This window comes from Sulfurimonas sp. (assembly GCF_041563495.1).
GTDB lineage: Bacteria > Campylobacterota > Campylobacteria > Campylobacterales > Sulfurimonadaceae > Sulfurimonas.
The window spans coordinates 35,365-52,006 of the sequence record NZ_JBFFMZ010000001.1 but is presented as its reverse complement, the minus strand read 5'-3'; the positions used below and the strand labels follow the sequence as shown (position 1 = coordinate 52,006).

Sequence of the window (16,642 nt, the reverse complement as noted above, 5' to 3'; positions counted from 1 at the left end):
TGATTATCCTTTTAACTGTTTTGCCAGACCTACAACAGACACTTTAAAAGCATCATTTGGACATGACTCTATACATTGTCCGCATTTTATACAAGCGGCTCCTGTGATTGGTTTGCTGGTCATTCCAACCATATCTAGTATCTCAACTTCTGGACAGGCTTCAAAACAAGCCATAGAATATAAACATTTGTCCTTGTCGTGAGTAACTTTTATAAGAGAATATTTGCCGATAAGTGCATTGAAACCGCCTAGCGGACAGATGTGTCCGCACCAACCGTATTTTTGCGAAAAAAGATCAAAGATAAAAATGGCAAGAAGAAAGAACCAGCCAAAACCAAAGCCAAAAATAATACCTCTATGAGCGATGCCGATAGGGCTAATCATATCAAATGCGGCAATAGAAAATATAAATGACAATATAAGGGTTATGGCTATTACCCAATAGCGAATATTGCGACTAAATGAAATAGAGTTTTCTTTTTCCAAAAGATTGAATCTTTTTTTTAGCCAGGTAGCTGTTTCGGTTATTATGTTTACGGGACAGACCCAAGAGCAAAAGAACCTGCCTCCTACAACGCCGTAGAAAAATAGTACAACCCCAACACCCATAAGAATATTGGCAGATATAAACGCACCAGCAAAAAACATCTGTAACACTACAAATGGATCTGAGAGAGGAATAAAACCAAAGACTATAGAGCTGCTTAAATCACCTTTTACGATATTCCAACCATAAGCATTGGCTCCAAAATATAAAGTCATTATCAATAATTGTGTTAATCTTCTTGGGATTAAAAAGCGATTTCTATACAAAAAGCTATTCATTGTAAAGTCCTTTTAAGATGCCGTCTACATCATTGACATTGTCTATTGCGCTTTTTTCATTTCTTTTGGTTCTTTGTATTTTTATGTCCGTTGACTTGGCTACATCCAACCTCTGTTCATCTTCCTTTTTCCATCCTACTACGTAGTGAGAACCGATATCACCTTTGCTTAGAGAGAGTGGAAGAATTTGAATAGAAGCGACTGTTGTAGGGCAGGCATGTTCACACATGCCGCAGCCGGTACAGTAGTCTGGATTTACGACAGGTTTTAAAAAAGCATGCATATCTGTGCGTGGGTTACGTTCATTATGAAGAACAATCGCCGTATCAGCCAGTGGACAGGCACGGATACACATTGTACATTGCAGTCCAAGATAGGCAAGACAGGTTTTTGTGTTGATTGTCGCAAGACCCATCCTGGAGTTGTTTATAGATAGTTTATCATCAACCCGCAATAGATTCAAATCAAGAGTCTTAGTCGGACAAGCCGATGCACACGGTATATCAGGACACAGATGACAGGCTTCTTTTCTTGGGGTAAAATATGGAGTTCCGATGGAAATGGTATCTGATATAGTAGAGAGTTTTAAAACATCATAGGGACAGGCTTGGATACACATTCCGCAACGGATGCAGGTTGAGACAAAATCTTTTTCCTCGATTGCCCCAGGTGGTCTTAGAATTAATTTTTTTGCTTGTGCCTGATTTAGATAAGCACTCCACATAATAATGCCAAATGCGCTGTATCCGACTCCCTGCATTATTTTTTGCAGAAAAAATCGTCTATCCGGAGAGTTTAGTTTTTTCATTTACACGCCCCCTGATAAAATACTAATATCTAATCGTTATCATTATAGTCTGTGAAGTTTTAAAACTAAATATAGATTTAATATTAATTATACTTATAATTATCTGATGATTGGATAGTGAATAAAATATAGTGAAGTTTATCTTAGTATAATCACACTTTTAAAATTTTGTGCAGGGGTTTATATTTGCCGTTATCTCGTTTAAATGAAGAACAATATATTGCAGCTACTTCAAATCAATCACAAAATCTAATCATTGCATCTGCGGGAACCGGAAAGACATCTACCATAGTAGGACGAATCGCACATCTCTTAAGTAACAATGTAAAACCTCAAGAAATTTTGCTTCTTACTTTTACAAATAAAGCAGCAGCTGAGATGGTGGAAAGGGTGGCAGAGTTCTTTGGTAAAGAGGTAGCCTCAAAGATAGATGCAGGTACTTTTCATGCTGTTAGTTACAGATGGCTTAAAAAACTTGACGGAAGAGTGGTTTTAAAACAGCAACGTGAACTTAAGACCCTATTTAGAAGTGTGTTTGAGAAACGTTCGTTTGATCATATCGGTGCTGAGATAATGCCTTATGGCGGAAATTATCTATATGATCTGTACTCTTTTTATCAAAACACAGAGTTGCAAAAAAACTTTGAAGACTGGATAGTAGATACTTATCCGGAACATGAGTTGTTTGCAATGATATATGCAGATATAGTCGATGAGTTTGAAGCCCTGAAAAAAGAGTACGGCTTTGTAAATTTTAATGATCTGCTTCTAAATTTCAGAGATATATGTAAAACAAAAGAGTTGGGTTATAAAGAAGTTCTCGTAGATGAGTATCAAGATACAAATGCTCTTCAAGGTACACTTATAGAAGCAATGAAGCCACCGTCTTTGTTTTGTGTTGGAGATTATGATCAGAGCATCTACGCTTTTAACGGTGCCGATATTTCCATAATCGGTTCATTTTCTGAAAAATATCCGGATGCCGTTGTACATACACTTACCAAAAATTACCGTTCAACCGTACCGATACTCTCACTTGCTACGAGAGTGATAGAACATAATGAACGCATCTATCCAAAGCAGTTGGAGGTGACAAGAAACCAAGAAGCTTCTTCACCGACACTTTTAGCATACGATGAACTTTTTGACCAATACCATGCAATTGCCGCAAAGATAAGAAATACTCACACGCCTCAAGAAGAGATAGCAGTCATATTTAGAAACAACTCTTCTGCTGATGGCATTGAAGTAGGGCTTCGTGAGCTTGGCATCCCTTGTAAGAGAAAAGGAGGGACAAGTTTCTTTGATTCAAAAGAGGTAAAGGCGGTTTTAGACTTTTATACTCTGCTTGTAAACGAGTCTGATATGATGTCGTTTATCCATCTTTTTGAGTTTGCCAGAGGTATCGGCAGTGCAATGGCAAAAGAGATATATATAGCTTTAAAAAATCTGGGACACGGAAGTATATTTTACGGTCTTTATGCTCCTGATGAGTCTATTAAAAATCCTTTTGAGAAGAGAAAACTAAATCATCAGCTTGGTCTCTTTGACGACTTTTTGGAACTTGGCGCAGTAGGAAAATTTGCAAAGCTCGGCTTTGAAGACAAGTTTATGAAAAACCCTATTTTAAAGCATCCAAAACTGACAAAAGACAGTGCTACATTTTTGCATGATTTTTATCTTTTGTTTCGTGATCTAAAAGGTGTAAAACAGCCAAAAACTGTTGTCCGCAAAATAGCTGCATCTGCGGTGTTTAAGTATATTGCCGAGATTCTATCAAACAAAAGAGCACAGCTTAAAGACGGTTCTATTGATGAACAGCAAAAAGCTGAGTCAATGACAAGAATTACAAGAAAGATGATGCTCTTAGAAGAGTTGTCCAAACCGTATTCAGAGCATGATAGATTTTTAAATGCCATGATTTTAGGCTCGTCCGATTTGACTCAGGGCGAGGGCGTAAACTTGTTAAGTGTCCATGCATCTAAAGGTCTTGAATATAAAGAGGTCTATATAGTTGATTTGATGGATGGTAGGTTTCCAAACAGAAAGCTGATGCAAAGAGGCGGTTCGCTCGATGAAGAGAGACGACTTTTTTATGTAGCCGTTACAAGGGCAAAAGATATCCTGTATCTTAGTTATGCAAAATACGACAAGATAAAAAAACAAAACTTTATAGCATCTCAGTTTTTATATGAAGCCGGGCTTGTTCCAAAAGATGAAGCCTTTAGAGCCTTGCTTGAAAAAGAGATGGATAAAGAAGAAGAGTAGTTAGGCAACTACTACTTCATTACGAATCTTTCTTACTTCTAAAAAGTAAGTATGACCAAGATAAATCACATAGTAAATAGCACCGAAGAAGATAGCAAACGGCACTAGGGAAATGATATAAAGAGCTAAAGTTTTGAGTATTATTTTATTGCCTGAGAAATAGTGTATCTTTTTGTATTCTTCTTTTGTACAGATATTTGAAGAGATGTCAAATGTGATCATCTTATAAAAAAAGTAATACAGGGGCAGATTAAATGCTATGACATTTACAAGCGGTATAAAGTAAAATGGGATTAACAATATAAACAAAAGCAACATTGTAACTGTCCACTTGAGAACTAAAAACAATCCAGAGAAGATGTTTGAGTATCCAATCATCTCAATATCGTTGTAGTGTCTTTTTTGAAGCTCTTTTAAGACAAAGGGAGTTAAAAAACCGATGACTAAGACGGCTATGAATATTGAAGCGTAAAGAATCAGAAAACTTCCGATTGCGTAGATAAGAAAAGTCGCTATCCAAGAGGTGATGGCATAGCTCATCAAAAACTGAATTATAGCAGAACCTTCAAGCATGGCGCTGACACTCTCGGTATGCGGAATTCCGTTTTGCATAGTAGTCTCACTGGTGTGAACTTGCATCTGTCCCATGCTCTCAACTCCAATGCCAGCTACAACAAAGAAAATAATGTACATAAGCACTATTGTGATGATAAAAGGTGCCAGAGAGTATTTCAGCATCTGCGTTGTAAAGAAGTCTTGTATACTTAGGAGTATAAGATTTTTTTCACTGTTTATATCGTTCATTGTTTGCTCCAAAGTTTTTGGTTTAGTTTCAGCTCATCTACAATCGAGATAGCCAAGTGAAGGGTCTTTACATACTCCATTGCTATTTTATACTCTAATAGTGAACGAAATACAGACGGCTCGAAAAGGTCTTTGTCATAGTACACAGCCATATGGATATGATTGCCTATAAAAGAGATATATACCGGACGCTTAGATTTGTCTTTAAAAATAAGAAGCTTTTTCATAAGTGCATGAGAGAGAATATATCTAGCTTCAATCTGGTCAGATGAGTAGACTACAAACTCTTTCTCAAAGTTGTTGTCATCCATCTTTACAAGTTCATCTCTGCTGAAGTTGTTTGACTGCAGCCAGTTGCCTATGAGATTTCCAAAAGTGCTTTGTGCAGTGTCTGGAAGTATGACGGTCTTGCCGTGAAAGTTCTTGTTGAACTCTGCAACTATAAAGAGCCCTTTAAATATAGTGCTCCAGTTGTCTTTGCCTTTTGAATTTTTATGACGTTTCTCGGCATGCAAATCAGAAAACTCTATGTTTGTGCCGTCTATATTTCCCCTAACATAATCATTTCCGTTCATTCTGTCGGGCACACCGAATAAATCTGAACGCTTAAAGAGATGTTCTGATATATGATGCTCGCTGTTATATGATAGTTTCTCATCTATGGCATGTATAAGCGGTTTGATAATATTTTGTTTAAATACGGACGTGTAGTCTTTGATAAGAAATTTATATATTATGGCTCCAAGAGCAAAGTAACCAAAAGCGGTAAAATAAATAAAATTGGAAGTTTCGTTGACAAGCGGAGCTATTGCAATAGCCAACAATAAAACTATCAAAGAGTAGATAACGCCTACGACAATAATCCTGTGGCGCAGATGTTTTCTCTCAATTTCGAGCTCTTGAAGTGTAGGGTGGAGAGTTTTGTAGTAAAAATCAGTTAACTCGCTGGTTGTTTTCATGAAGCTTAGTTAAAGAGCTCTTTGACATTTACGTTTTTTCTCTCAGTCTCAACTATCTCAAAGACCTGTTTTCTTTTGTAGTTCATAGCACTTGCCATAAAGTTTGTAGGCAGCATCTCTATAGCGTTATTGTAGTCCGTAACAGCTTGATTGTAAGCACGTCTAGCAGCAGATATTTGTTCCTCGACTTCATGCAGAGTGCCTTGGAGATGCATAACATTTTCGTTTGCTTTAAGATCAGGATAGTTCTCAACTGCGACCATGATGGAACCAAGGGCTGAACTTACTTTTGCATCCAGAGCTATTTTTTGTTCATCGCTTATGTTAGGCTTATTTGCTTCTGCGCGCAGTTTTGTGACTTCACTTAGAAGTGATTTCTCATGCTCCATATATTTGCTGACTGTTGCAACAAGATTTGGTATGAGATCATATCTTTTCTTTAAAACAGTATCAACACTTGCAAATATATTTTCAACTTGATTTTTCTTTGCAACCAAGGAGTTGTACATAAAAACTAAAACTAAAACAATAACGATTAATACAATTAAACTTGTCGGCATCTCTTAATCCTTTTTAATGTAGTTTATCAAACTATGACTTTGTTATATCTTTTGCACATAAATAGCCGCTTGCCCAGGCAAAAGCGAAGTTATATCCACCGCGTTTTCCTAGAACGTCTAACACTTCTCCGCAGAAATAGAGGTTTTTTTGTTTTAAAGACTCCATGGTCTTTGGGTTTATCTCAGTCGTGTCAACTCCTCCGCCGCTGACTTCGGCATGACGGAAACCATGAGTATCGGTAACTTCAAAACGCCAGTTTAGCATCTGGTTGGCTATTTTTTTGCTAAGTTTTGTGTGGATATCTTGCGCACTTGTATTTTGCGGTAGTTCAAGACTTTGAAGCAGTCCCTGAGCTATTTTTAGAGGAACAAGTCCCGCTAAGACATCAAGAGCAGAAAACTCGGGCATGGACTTTGCCAGGTTGCTTATGTGAGTCGAGAGTTTTTGAGCGTTAAATGAGGGAAGCAGATTTATGGAGATATCTACTTTTGCATACTCCATCAAAGCCACGCTTGCTCTTTGAGAGATGTCAAGAATTGCAAAACCAGAGACTCCGTAGTTCGTAAAAAGTACATCACCGTGAGTTGAGATATCTTTTTTGTTGTTTATAAGAAGGGTCACATCTGCAACCGTTTTTACTCCGCTCATCTTGTGAGCAATGCTAGAGTTTAGATGAAATTGCACAAGCGAAGGGTAGGTCGGGATGATGTTATGTCCGAACTCTTTTGCAAACTCATATCCGTTAGAGTTTCCGCCCAGATGCTCCGCCGCTTCCGAGCCTGTTGCGACAACGATCGAATCATATCTATTTAGCAGTTCTTTGATATCAGTTATTTTACTGTCTGTATGGATTTTAACGCCAAGGTTTGTAGCATGAGAGAGTAGAAGTGAAGCTACGCTTTTTGACTCGTTGCTAAGCGGATAAGCTCTGCCGTCATCTTTAACATCTAAAAGCAGACCTATGCTAGATGCAAATTGGCTAAACTCTTTAAAGCCAAAACTCTGCAGTGCATCTGCAACGAATGACGGGTTATCACTAAAAAAGTCATGTGTGGATAAGTTTTTGTTTGTAATGTTACAGCGACCGTTTCCAGAGACCAAAATCTTTTTGGCACACTTTGAATTTTGTTCAAAAACATCAACTTCACAAGATGCTCTTGCACAAAATATGGCGCACAAAAGTCCCGAAGCTCCACCTCCGATAACGGCTACTTTTTTAGACACTTTTCTTCTTTGCATTAACCAACCAATAGGCGATGGACAAACCTACTATTACAGTTCCTATAACCAATAAATCATCAGCTTTATCAGAAGATAATGAATAGATTAATATCTTTCTTATAAGTGCCGCCATTGCCAACATAATAAAGGCACTTATGGCAAAGCCTTTACCTTGAAGATGGTGTATCTCTTCGTGAATTAACTCAAGAGCCGCCCATAAGATTAGTAAACTCCCAAGAACAGTTAAAATACCTTTTTCTATTCCAATATTTGAGAAAAAGAGCAGATAAACATCATAACAAAATAAGCCAATAGCAAAAAAAGCAACAAGAGCTAATGCTCCTGCAAGAAAGAAATTAATATAAGAGTTGAATTTTTTTAGACCTGATAAAATTGTTTTTTCAAATTTTGATAAAGATAGAAATTTGCTTAGTTCTTCTTCTCTGTATGAGCTTGTAAGTACATCAAGATTCATATCTATAATCTTTTCAATAGCCTTTATCTCTTTTATGTGTTGTTCTTTGTTTTGAAAATTATCTTCAATATTTTGCAGGATAAATGTTCTAACAAAGTTAAAGGCAGAGTTTACATAATGTGTAGGTAGACCAATCTTCACATGAACTTCTCCTATTTTATATAGGTATGTAAAGTAGGATATATCATAGTTTCCACAAAATAGGTTAATGAACCACTCTTGTATTTTCTTGCGATGATGAGTGATTATTTCTTTGTTTTTTAAGAATTGGGCAGTTTTTCCAAACCCCCAAATATGGTCATAAAATTCATCTATAAAAGTATCGGCAAGTTCTGCCATTCTTGGTTGCAAATCTTTTAAGAGTTGTGCTTCTTCTTCTGAAAACTTGTAATGAGCTTTTAAATCACTATATTGTTGCATCTTGGCTACTTTTATTGAGGTATGTTAATTGTTTAGATTGTACTGCGCTCTATATTTAATAGGACTTAATTTATTATTTTACTCATTATCGTCTTTATAAGCTTCAAGAAACTCAGATAACAAAGAATCCACTGATTCTATTGTGTCTTTTATAGGTTCATCGGATTCCATAAAGTCGGTTGCCAAATAAGTCAGTGCAAAACTGTGTACATTGCCGGGACGGTGAGTTAAAACTTCTTCACCTAGACCTAGCTGAACATGTATTACTTCTGTGTCATTGACGCGAATAGATTCTATTTTTATCATGAAAGTCGTAGAATCTGTCTTGCCAAATACAAAACCTGCTTTTCTTAGTCTCTCTAATACACTCTCTTTTAATTTCTTTTTCTCTTCTTTATCCATAAAGCCTACTTTGTTAGGCATAAACAGACTAAGGTTCTTAACATTGTCAAGTGTATAAAAAGATTTTGAAAAAAGTGAAGTAACGAGTAATAAAAAGAATATTATCTTCATTGTTTATGCTCTCTTTTATAAGCTTTTAAAGCTAAATCCATATCTATTGCAAAGGTCGTTTTATCTGAGTATCCAAGAGATTCAAAGATGTGTTTTTGTGTTTTAGGATTTATAAAAAAGACAGTAGGAATCTGTCTTGAATAAAATTCCGACGGATATTTGCCTTTGTCTCTGTTCTTGTCGATGATTATAGGTATAAAATCTTTTTTTGTCTGTCCTTGAACCAAAGAAGAACTTAATGTTTTTCTCTCAAATTTTTTACACCAGGGACAGTAGTCACCTACTACTACAAGCATAAGCAGCTTATTTTGCTCTTTTGCAATCTTTAATGCAGAAGTGTAATCTCTTGAGTAGTTTACCTCAGATGCAAACTCATCTATCTGTGCAGAAAATATAAAAGAGAATGTCAGTAATATGAATAGAAGTATTTTCATTGAAAACCTTTGTGATAATTAGAAAATATTAGCATAATTACCGTTTAAAGAGTAACAATCTTAGCACCGAATCCACCAAGATGCTGTGGAGCATCTTCAAATTTTTTAACTTTTGGATGTGCTTTTAAAAAGTTTTTAACTGCATAAGAGAGTTTACCTGTTCCGATGCCGTGGTAAATGATGACTTCATCCCAGCCGTTTAGCAGTGCATCTGAGAGAAATTTGTCTAGTGTTTCTTCGGCTTCTTCTGCCCTCATGCCGTGTAAGTCACATTTTAAGCCTGCTCTTTTTTCTACATTTACTTTGACATTTGTTTGAGGTTTTATGTGTATATTTTTAGTCGGTTTTAGATCTTTTGTTTTTACTCTGAGCCTCATACCGCCTACTTCTATAAGAGCCTCTTTTTTATCTTTTATAGATACGATGGAGCCTTTGTTGTTTCTGTATTTGATAAAATCACCGACTTTAAATTGGTAGTTGTTAGGAAGAGGTTCTTTTTTCTCTTTTGGCAACTCTTTGTTTGCTTTGTTCATAGCTCTATGGATGGCTTTTGTGTCTCCGGCTTTTGCTGCCATTTTTGCTTCGTTTATAGCAAGTTCGTAACTCTCCATCAGCTCTTTTTTTTGCTTGTCTATCTCTTTAAATAGTGTCTCTTTTTGCTCTTTTAAATCTAACTCTTTTAGTCTCAACTCTTCAAGTCTTTCATCGACTTTTTTGTGTTTTTGTTTTAGCTCACGTTCTAACTGAGAACCTCTCTCTATAAGAAGGTTTAGTCTCTCGCTGTTGTCGCCGTAAACATTTTTTGCCTCATTTACTAAAATATTTGAGATGCCGTATCTGCTGGCTGTCTCAAAAGCGTAACTTTTACCGATGATTCCCTGCATAAACTCATATGTCGGAACTCTCTGCTCTTCATCATAAATGGCTGCCATAAGCTCTACATCGTCGCGGTCAGCCATCAAAGCGGCAAGACGTTTATGGTGAGTAGTGACTACAACTTTTTGTCCTCTTTTAATAAGGTCATCAAGTATGACTTTAAAAAGGGCTGCCGCTTCATCACTGTCGGTTCCCAGTTCTATCTCATCTATACCGACAAGGGCGGATTTGAACTCGAATATCTTTGAGAATTCCTGCATACGTCCCGCAAACGTCGAGATATCATTTTTTACATTTTGAGGGTCATCTATGATGGCAAGAATATTTTTAAAACTTCCTATGTGTGACTTGTGCTCATTTATTGACATTGGAATGATGTATTTTGCCATAAAAGCAGATGCCAAGATAGACTTTAAAAGCATAGTCTTTCCACCGGCGTTTACACCAGTCACCATAAGTATGTTCTTAGTAAAGTCGACATTCACCGGTTTTGGTTTGTGCAGAGCAGGGTGGGTAAAGTTGTTAAGTATGATTTTGGAGTCATTCTTGGATTTTACGATTTGAAGGTTTTTACTTCTGGCAAAGAGGACTCTCGCCTGATAGTTGTCAAACTTTGTAAACTCTTTGTCTATGTAAGCGATGAAAGGCTGAAGTTCCCATAATACAGTAGAAAACTCTTTTGCATAGGTGTAAAAGATTGCTTCTCTTTCTTGTTCTATGTATCTTATCTGCTCTTTTGATTTTAAGATGCTATCTGGCGAGACGTAGAAAAATCCGCCGCTGCTTCGCCCGATGACAGCACCTTTTAAAACATGGTTAAATCCGCCGCGAACCAAAAGACACTCCTCATCGTTTACGTAGTGAACCTGAGTATCTACAAGATAACCTGCAAGTTTGGAGCTTGACATCATCCTTTTCATGGATGTGCTCATGTTGTTTTTATGTTCTTTTATTCTTGCACTCAAACCAAAAAGTGTCTGGTCCAGATTTTCTTCAAACTTGCCATCGACGGTAAAATACTTTTCAACATCGTGAAACTTTTCATGAACTTCAAAGTTACTCATCCAATCACCGATGATGCCTTCAAGTTCGCGGTTTTTAAAGTAACGAAAATATCTGACTATCTTTACTATCTCAAATATCTGCTCAAAATTAAGCACACCTCTTTTTTTAAGATGTCCTTTTATGTCGTAAAAGTCTGCAACTTTTGGGGGAGCTTTGAATTCGACTTTGTCAAGTGCTTTGATGTAACGAAAATGCAGTTCTTGATCACCTTCGATATATAGTGAACTTTGACGGGAAAAAAAGTTTTTAAATTGTTCTATATGTTCACTCAAGTCGAGTTGATTTATGAGTAATTCTAGTTTAGAGGTTTTGTCTATTGCCATAATTTATTATTTTACCTATTGATTGCTTTTATATTTGCAATTTTAGCTGAATTTTGATTATGTTGGGGTTTTTGGGGGAGTTGTTTAGAGGGTATTGAGCAGAAAAATCTGCTCAATGAGAAAAATTACATTCCTGTAACGTTTTCTGCTTGTGGGCCTTTTTCGCCTTCACCGATTTCGAAAGTAACTTTTTGACCTTCGTTTAGTGAAACACGGTCGTAACCGTTGCTGTTGATTTGACGGAAGTGTACGAATACATCTTTACCACCGTTTTCTTGTTCGATAAATCCGAAACCTTTGTCGCTGTTGAACCATTTTACTGTTCCATTTACTAATTCTGCCATTGTGAATCCTTGTGTGTTAATACACCTTATTTCTAAAGTGGTTGAAAATCTAATATAAAGTCTTATTTTTAGGTGAATTTAACTGTTAACAAGGAGTTATCAATACAAAGCCGACTAAAGATGTAACTAGAATCATCTTTCATTAGCAACAGTATATCTGAATAATCACAAATATACTAATAAATATGTACTTTTGTGATAATTTAGCTATTTGCAGGTAGAAGCACTGATTATTTGACCGTAGTTTTTGGCGTTTTTATTTTATACAATAGCTTGGATTCCCATAAAGAACTAAAAGCTTTTATCACATGAAATTCACTCATATGGATGTAACATCACGATTCTAACAAATGTGATTCTCTCAAAAAATGTTATAAACCAAACTGATTGCATTTCATCCTCTTTAATAACTGAGTACCGATACTTAACAATATCTAGTTCACGATGATCATAATTCATATGTTCCAAGAATTTTTCAGGTATTTGATATTTCATGACATCTATCCAGACATGTGATTCTGGTACAGCAGATAAAATATTATGGTAATGACTTAGCCCACGAACGATTTTCTTAACGACTCGAAGAACTCTTTCATCTTCTCCTGGATAAATTATATGTCTGGATTTACAATCAACCTCGATTAATTGCAAAATATCATGAATGCGACGGTGAGCATCCTTTTCCTCGAAGCTGCATTGAATCTTGCTCTCTCAGAGTTTATTGCGACTATTATTCGGTTCACCCGCTAATGCTAGGACATTTCGGAAATGAGCCTCGTCATTTGCCCATCCATTATTGCACACGTTACAGGAAGGGATAGTAAGTCGCTGTACCTTTGAACTCACCTTTGAGGCTGGATATAAGCTCCTTGGGAAAACATGTTCTTTGTCGGTGGCTTTACCCTTTCCACAATACGCACATAATGTTTGGTTCAAAATAAACATATCCTTGCATTCTATCTAACGGTTGAGTTGAGAAATAGTTACCCGCAGGGTCAACTATTTCTCTCCAAAGGTTTGTTATACTATTTCAGTTTAAAAACCAAGCTTTTTCACTTTTGTTCCACTCAATATCGTATTCTTTTTTAAGTTTGCTAAAAGCGGTCAAAACTGTTTTTTTAATTGCCATGTTTCCATTTTCATTTTCATATACAAATTCATCTCCATATGTGTTTTCAATATCATAAACAATATCCATTTGATACATTGAATTTATCTAACATAAATTGTGCAACATCTACTGAATTTGCCATATAATAATCCTTTAGTATAACTATTTATTCAACAAACATTATAACACTATTAATACCGTATATGTAAAATAAATAAACATGCAAGCTGTATGTTAAATGTTGAAAAATATGTTGTTGTTGTGCAGTGTTTTATAAAATGTAAAGTACGATTAGTAAAGAAGTTTGAATTGCTTTGGGATTAGTTAGATTTTAGTGCTTTCTACTCACAAGTAGAAGCACTGATCATTTGACCGTAATGGGGAGTCTTTTCTTTGCCTATGAATGTATAAGTTCCGATGCTGATTGTGTATTGAGAGTTATTAACATCTATGCCGTTACATTTTACAGTTTTGTTTTGATTGAATTTCATGACAACATTTAGCATCTTGTCTCTTTGGGTATTACTGTAAGCGTTAAAGGCAACAGCACTAAAGACTATGCCTAAAGCGATAGCAGCGACAATTATCTTTTGATGACGAGTTAGTTCCGTAAAGTAATGCAGGGCTAAAAATAAAAACCCTACGATTATCAGACCTGCAATATAAGCCACTATGCTGTTCCTCTTATTTGATAAGTTATATCTCCGGCACCAAAGCCTATGATAAGACCTTTGTCTAAAGTCTTTAGAGTCTCTTTGTCTTTAATGACGGTTATATTGTTGTTTGCTCTTTTTATAGTGTCTGCCATAGTAAGGTTGTAGTTTTTAAACTTCTCTTTGAAGTCTATATCACGAGGAGCTTCACCTGCTGACCATACAGGAAGTATAATAAGCTCCTGAGCGCCTTCAAAACATTTTATGAACTCTTCAAGGTTGTCAATCGTTCGTGAATATTTATGCGGTTGCCAGATAGCCGTGATCTTGTCAAAACCTTTTAGATGTGCATACTCTTTTACAGATTCAAATGTTGCTTTTATCTCAGTAGGATGATGTCCGTAATCGTCAATGATAACGCTGTCGATTTCAGCTCCGACTATATCAAAACGTTTTTTGATACCTTTGAATGTAAGAAGCTTGGCTCTTATCTCTTCGATATCCATAGACTCGTTTGCAGCTAAAATTGCAAGTGCCGCATCAAGAGCAATATGTTTACCAAAGCCCCATACATCAAATGAACCTAAATCTTTAAGAGTAAATCTTGTGTGAGGTTCATCGTTGATAAGAACAAACTCTATGTCTTTTATATCTTTACTAGGGTAGAGCCAGTGAGCATCTACTTCATCTTTTAAAGTATTTAAAAATGGGTCTTCTGCATTTAAAACACGACACGGAGCAGAGTTAATAAATGTTTTGTATGAATCGTAAAATAGTTCATAGTTATAGTCATAATACTCCATGTGCTCAGGTTCGGCGTTGATAACTATTGCGCAATGAGGATTTGAGTTGATAAAACTTCCGTCACTCTCATCAGCTTCAAACAACATTACATCGTTTGTCTCATCATATCTTACGTTTGAACCGAATGCTTTTGATTCTGCACCGATTATCGCAGAACCGTCCATAATAGCCGTTAAAATAGCTGTAGTCGTACTCTTTCCGTGAGCACCGGCAACAGAGTAGACTTTTGAAGTATCAAGGATTTGAAGCAGTGCTTCGCGACGGGCAAGTACTTCTATGCCTTTTTTCTTCGCCTCTATGATTTCCGGATTATCGGGACGGATAATTGCCGAGTGTATTACCAGATCTTGGGAGTCAATAGCGTCCGCGCTATGAGGTACTGTGACTTTTATGCCTAAGTCACGAAGTTTTTTGGTGATTATTGTATCAGATATATCTGAGCCGCTGACTTCATGCCCTTTGTAGTGCATGTATTGAGCCAATCCTGAGATACCTATGCCGCCAATTCCGATGAAATGAATTTTCATACGCTTACTCCCCGTTACTTTGGGATTTGTCTAGCAATTTCTGTGCCTCTTTTGTGAAAGCACTTATGTAAAATGTACCTGCATCTTGAGTTGCATTCATGTCCGCAATCTTATTCATAAAATCGTCAAGATTTATATTCTCTGAAGAAGCTATCCAGTGAAACTTTAGGGCATTGGAAAATTTCTCATCATTTGTAAGTCCGCTTAGAACTTCAAAAAGAGCACTTGCATCTGAGATGTTTCCTGAGTGATAATACTCCATAGCGTACTCATACAGTGCTCTTAGAGTTGCAAAGTCTTGAACTTCAGTCATATCCATTACTCTGTGGGCTTCAAGTGTTTCTGTGAGTCTCTCTAACGCCAAATCGAGGATATTTGCATAAAAGCCTTGAAGAGTATCTTCATCAAATAGCTCATGTGCTTCTTGTTCTAGGACGTACAAAGAAGCTATATCAGAGTTTTGTTGAGCTTCTAGTACTTTTGCTTTTAAATCTTCTGCACTCATGCTAAACACTCCTTGATTCTTGTTAATGCGCTTCTTGTCTTTTCTTCATCTTCAACTAAAGCTATTCTTACGAAATCTTTTCCGGGATTTTCGCCTTCGCTGTTTTCTCTTGCAAGATATTCACCCGGCAGAACTTTTACGTTGTACTCTTCGTAGAGTTTTTTTGTAAATTCCAAAGGATTTTGCACTTTTAGCCAGATGTAGAATGTTGCTTTTGGCATCTCAATACCAAGTATCTCTTTTGCAAGAGCAAAATTCTTTTTGTATATTTTTCTGGCTGATTCAACATGTTTTTCTTCACTCCATGCAATTGCCGCTGCACCTTGAAGAGGAAGAGGAGAAGCACAACCGATGTATGTTCTATAGTTCATGTACTCTTTTAAAATATTTTTATCGCCTGCAATAAAACCTGAACGAAGACCAGGTGCCGATGAACGTTTTGAGATAGAGTTTACTACTAAAATATTTTTAAAATTATAATTTCCTGCATTCATTGATGCCTCTAAAAGTGAGGGTATCTTAGCATCTGTATAAAGTTCACTGTAACACTCATCGTTTATAAGTACAAAGTTATGCTTTAGACTTAGTTTTACCCACTTTGAGAGCTCTTCAAGAGTCAGTACGGAAGATGTCGGGTTGTTTGGAAAGTTGATGATTACAAGATCACACTTGCTTAACTCTTTTTCATCAATTTCCGGTTTAAAGTTGTTACTTTCATTTAAGTTCATAAGCAGCATCTTAGCTTTTGAAGCTATGGCAGCGCCTTCGTAAATCTGATAAAAAGGATTTGTAAAAGCCATAACAGGGTTTTCTTTATCAAAGAGTAAAAATTGTGGAAAATTAAAAAGTACTTCACGAGTTCCAAAAGTAGGAATAATCTCATCATCTCTTAGTTCAACTCCAAATCTTTTTTGTACAAAATTTCTTTGAGCAGTTCTTAGATTCTCTTCACCTGAAGTTTTTGGATATTTTTTAAGTAAATATGCATCGTCGCAAAGTCTGTTTTGAATAAATGCGGGAGTCTCAAACTGAGGCTCACCGATTGTCAAAACTGAGGGAGCATAATTAGGGTTAGGTACAATATTTTTCAGTAAATCATTTAGTTTTTCAAATGGATATGGTTCAAATTTCATATATTGTTCGCTT

Annotated in this window: 18 protein-coding genes; 1 reads left to right on the top strand and 17 read right to left on the bottom strand. The window is 36.3% G+C overall.

All coding sequences use genetic code 11. From position 1 onward, the window contains the following. Window positions 1-3: 3 nt before the first annotated feature. Together napH and napG are read right to left on the bottom strand one after the other, a co-directional pair. Window positions 4-825, bottom strand: a complete 822-nt coding sequence (napH, locus tag ABYK18_RS00275; RefSeq protein ID WP_373034532.1) for a quinol dehydrogenase ferredoxin subunit NapH — start codon at window positions 823-825, stop codon at window positions 4-6. Beyond that, window positions 818-1,633: a ferredoxin-type protein NapG gene (gene napG, locus ABYK18_RS00270; RefSeq protein WP_373034530.1), complete on the bottom strand. Its 816-nt coding sequence runs from the start codon at window positions 1,631-1,633 to the stop codon at window positions 818-820. The genes napH and napG overlap by 8 nt, the downstream gene beginning before the upstream one ends. Window positions 1,634-1,819: 186 nt before the next feature. On the opposite strand from napG, the gene ABYK18_RS00265 reads away from it, so the two are divergent. Next, a complete protein-coding gene (locus ABYK18_RS00265; protein WP_373034528.1) occupies window positions 1,820-3,901 on the top strand; it encodes an ATP-dependent helicase in 2,082 nt (693 codons plus the stop codon). Here the strand turns inward: ABYK18_RS00265 and ABYK18_RS00260 are convergent, their stop codons facing one another. The 15 genes from ABYK18_RS00260 to ABYK18_RS00190 form a co-directional block, all read right to left on the bottom strand. After that, window positions 3,902-4,705, bottom strand: a complete 804-nt coding sequence (locus ABYK18_RS00260) for an EI24 domain-containing protein (protein WP_373034526.1) — start codon at window positions 4,703-4,705, stop codon at window positions 3,902-3,904. Beyond that, complete coding sequence (locus ABYK18_RS00255) at window positions 4,702-5,664, bottom strand: DUF3137 domain-containing protein (RefSeq protein WP_373034524.1); 963 nt, start codon at window positions 5,662-5,664, stop codon at window positions 4,702-4,704. The genes ABYK18_RS00260 and ABYK18_RS00255 overlap by 4 nt, the downstream gene beginning before the upstream one ends. Before the next feature lie 5 nt (window positions 5,665-5,669). Beyond that, complete coding sequence (locus tag ABYK18_RS00250) at window positions 5,670-6,224, bottom strand: LemA family protein (protein WP_373034522.1); 555 nt, start codon at window positions 6,222-6,224, stop codon at window positions 5,670-5,672. Between the two features lie 31 nt (window positions 6,225-6,255). Further along, window positions 6,256-7,464 (bottom strand): NAD(P)/FAD-dependent oxidoreductase, encoded by a 1,209-nt coding sequence (locus ABYK18_RS00245; RefSeq protein ID WP_373034521.1) that lies wholly within the window; start codon window positions 7,462-7,464, stop codon window positions 6,256-6,258. Continuing rightward, window positions 7,442-8,341, bottom strand: a complete 900-nt coding sequence (locus tag ABYK18_RS00240) for a protoglobin domain-containing protein (protein WP_373034520.1) — start codon at window positions 8,339-8,341, stop codon at window positions 7,442-7,444. The genes ABYK18_RS00245 and ABYK18_RS00240 overlap by 23 nt, the downstream gene beginning before the upstream one ends. Window positions 8,342-8,419: 78 nt before the next feature. Next, window positions 8,420-8,854, bottom strand: coding sequence for a hypothetical protein (locus ABYK18_RS00235; RefSeq protein ID WP_373034518.1), 435 nt, complete (start codon window positions 8,852-8,854; stop codon window positions 8,420-8,422). Continuing rightward, window positions 8,851-9,288 carry a thioredoxin family protein gene (locus ABYK18_RS00230; RefSeq protein ID WP_373034517.1) on the bottom strand — a complete coding sequence of 146 codons (438 nt, stop codon included), beginning with the start codon at window positions 9,286-9,288 and terminating at the stop codon, window positions 8,851-8,853. The genes ABYK18_RS00235 and ABYK18_RS00230 overlap by 4 nt, the downstream gene beginning before the upstream one ends. A 44-nt stretch (window positions 9,289-9,332) precedes the next feature. After that, window positions 9,333-11,552 carry an endonuclease MutS2 gene (locus ABYK18_RS00225; RefSeq protein WP_373034516.1) on the bottom strand — a complete coding sequence of 740 codons (2,220 nt, stop codon included), beginning with the start codon at window positions 11,550-11,552 and terminating at the stop codon, window positions 9,333-9,335. Window positions 11,553-11,677: 125 nt separating this feature from the next. Next, the gene (locus ABYK18_RS00220; protein ID WP_373034515.1) at window positions 11,678-11,896 is read right to left on the bottom strand and encodes a cold-shock protein; all 219 of its coding nucleotides are present in this window, start codon (window positions 11,894-11,896) and stop codon (window positions 11,678-11,680) included. Window positions 11,897-12,211: 315 nt separating this feature from the next. Next, a complete protein-coding gene (locus ABYK18_RS00215) occupies window positions 12,212-12,547 on the bottom strand; it encodes a hypothetical protein (protein ID WP_373034514.1) in 336 nt (111 codons plus the stop codon). A gap of 379 nt (window positions 12,548-12,926) precedes the next feature. Further along, on the bottom strand, window positions 12,927-13,103 hold the full coding sequence (locus ABYK18_RS00210) for a hypothetical protein (protein WP_373034512.1): 177 nt from the start codon (window positions 13,101-13,103) through the stop codon (window positions 12,927-12,929). A gap of 245 nt (window positions 13,104-13,348) precedes the next feature. Next, window positions 13,349-13,678: a hypothetical protein gene (locus tag ABYK18_RS00205; protein WP_373034511.1), complete on the bottom strand. Its 330-nt coding sequence runs from the start codon at window positions 13,676-13,678 to the stop codon at window positions 13,349-13,351. Then, entirely contained in the window at window positions 13,678-14,991 is a 1,314-nt protein-coding gene (gene murC, locus ABYK18_RS00200; RefSeq protein WP_373034510.1) for a UDP-N-acetylmuramate--L-alanine ligase, read from the bottom strand. Before murC ends, ABYK18_RS00205 begins: the two co-directional genes overlap by 1 nt. 4 nt (window positions 14,992-14,995) lie before the next feature. Next, window positions 14,996-15,496 carry a hypothetical protein gene (locus tag ABYK18_RS00195; RefSeq protein ID WP_373034508.1) on the bottom strand — a complete coding sequence of 167 codons (501 nt, stop codon included), beginning with the start codon at window positions 15,494-15,496 and terminating at the stop codon, window positions 14,996-14,998. Beyond that, window positions 15,493-16,629: a succinyldiaminopimelate transaminase gene (locus ABYK18_RS00190; RefSeq protein WP_373034507.1), complete on the bottom strand. Its 1,137-nt coding sequence runs from the start codon at window positions 16,627-16,629 to the stop codon at window positions 15,493-15,495. The genes ABYK18_RS00195 and ABYK18_RS00190 overlap by 4 nt, the downstream gene beginning before the upstream one ends. Window positions 16,630-16,642 lie beyond the last annotated feature (13 nt).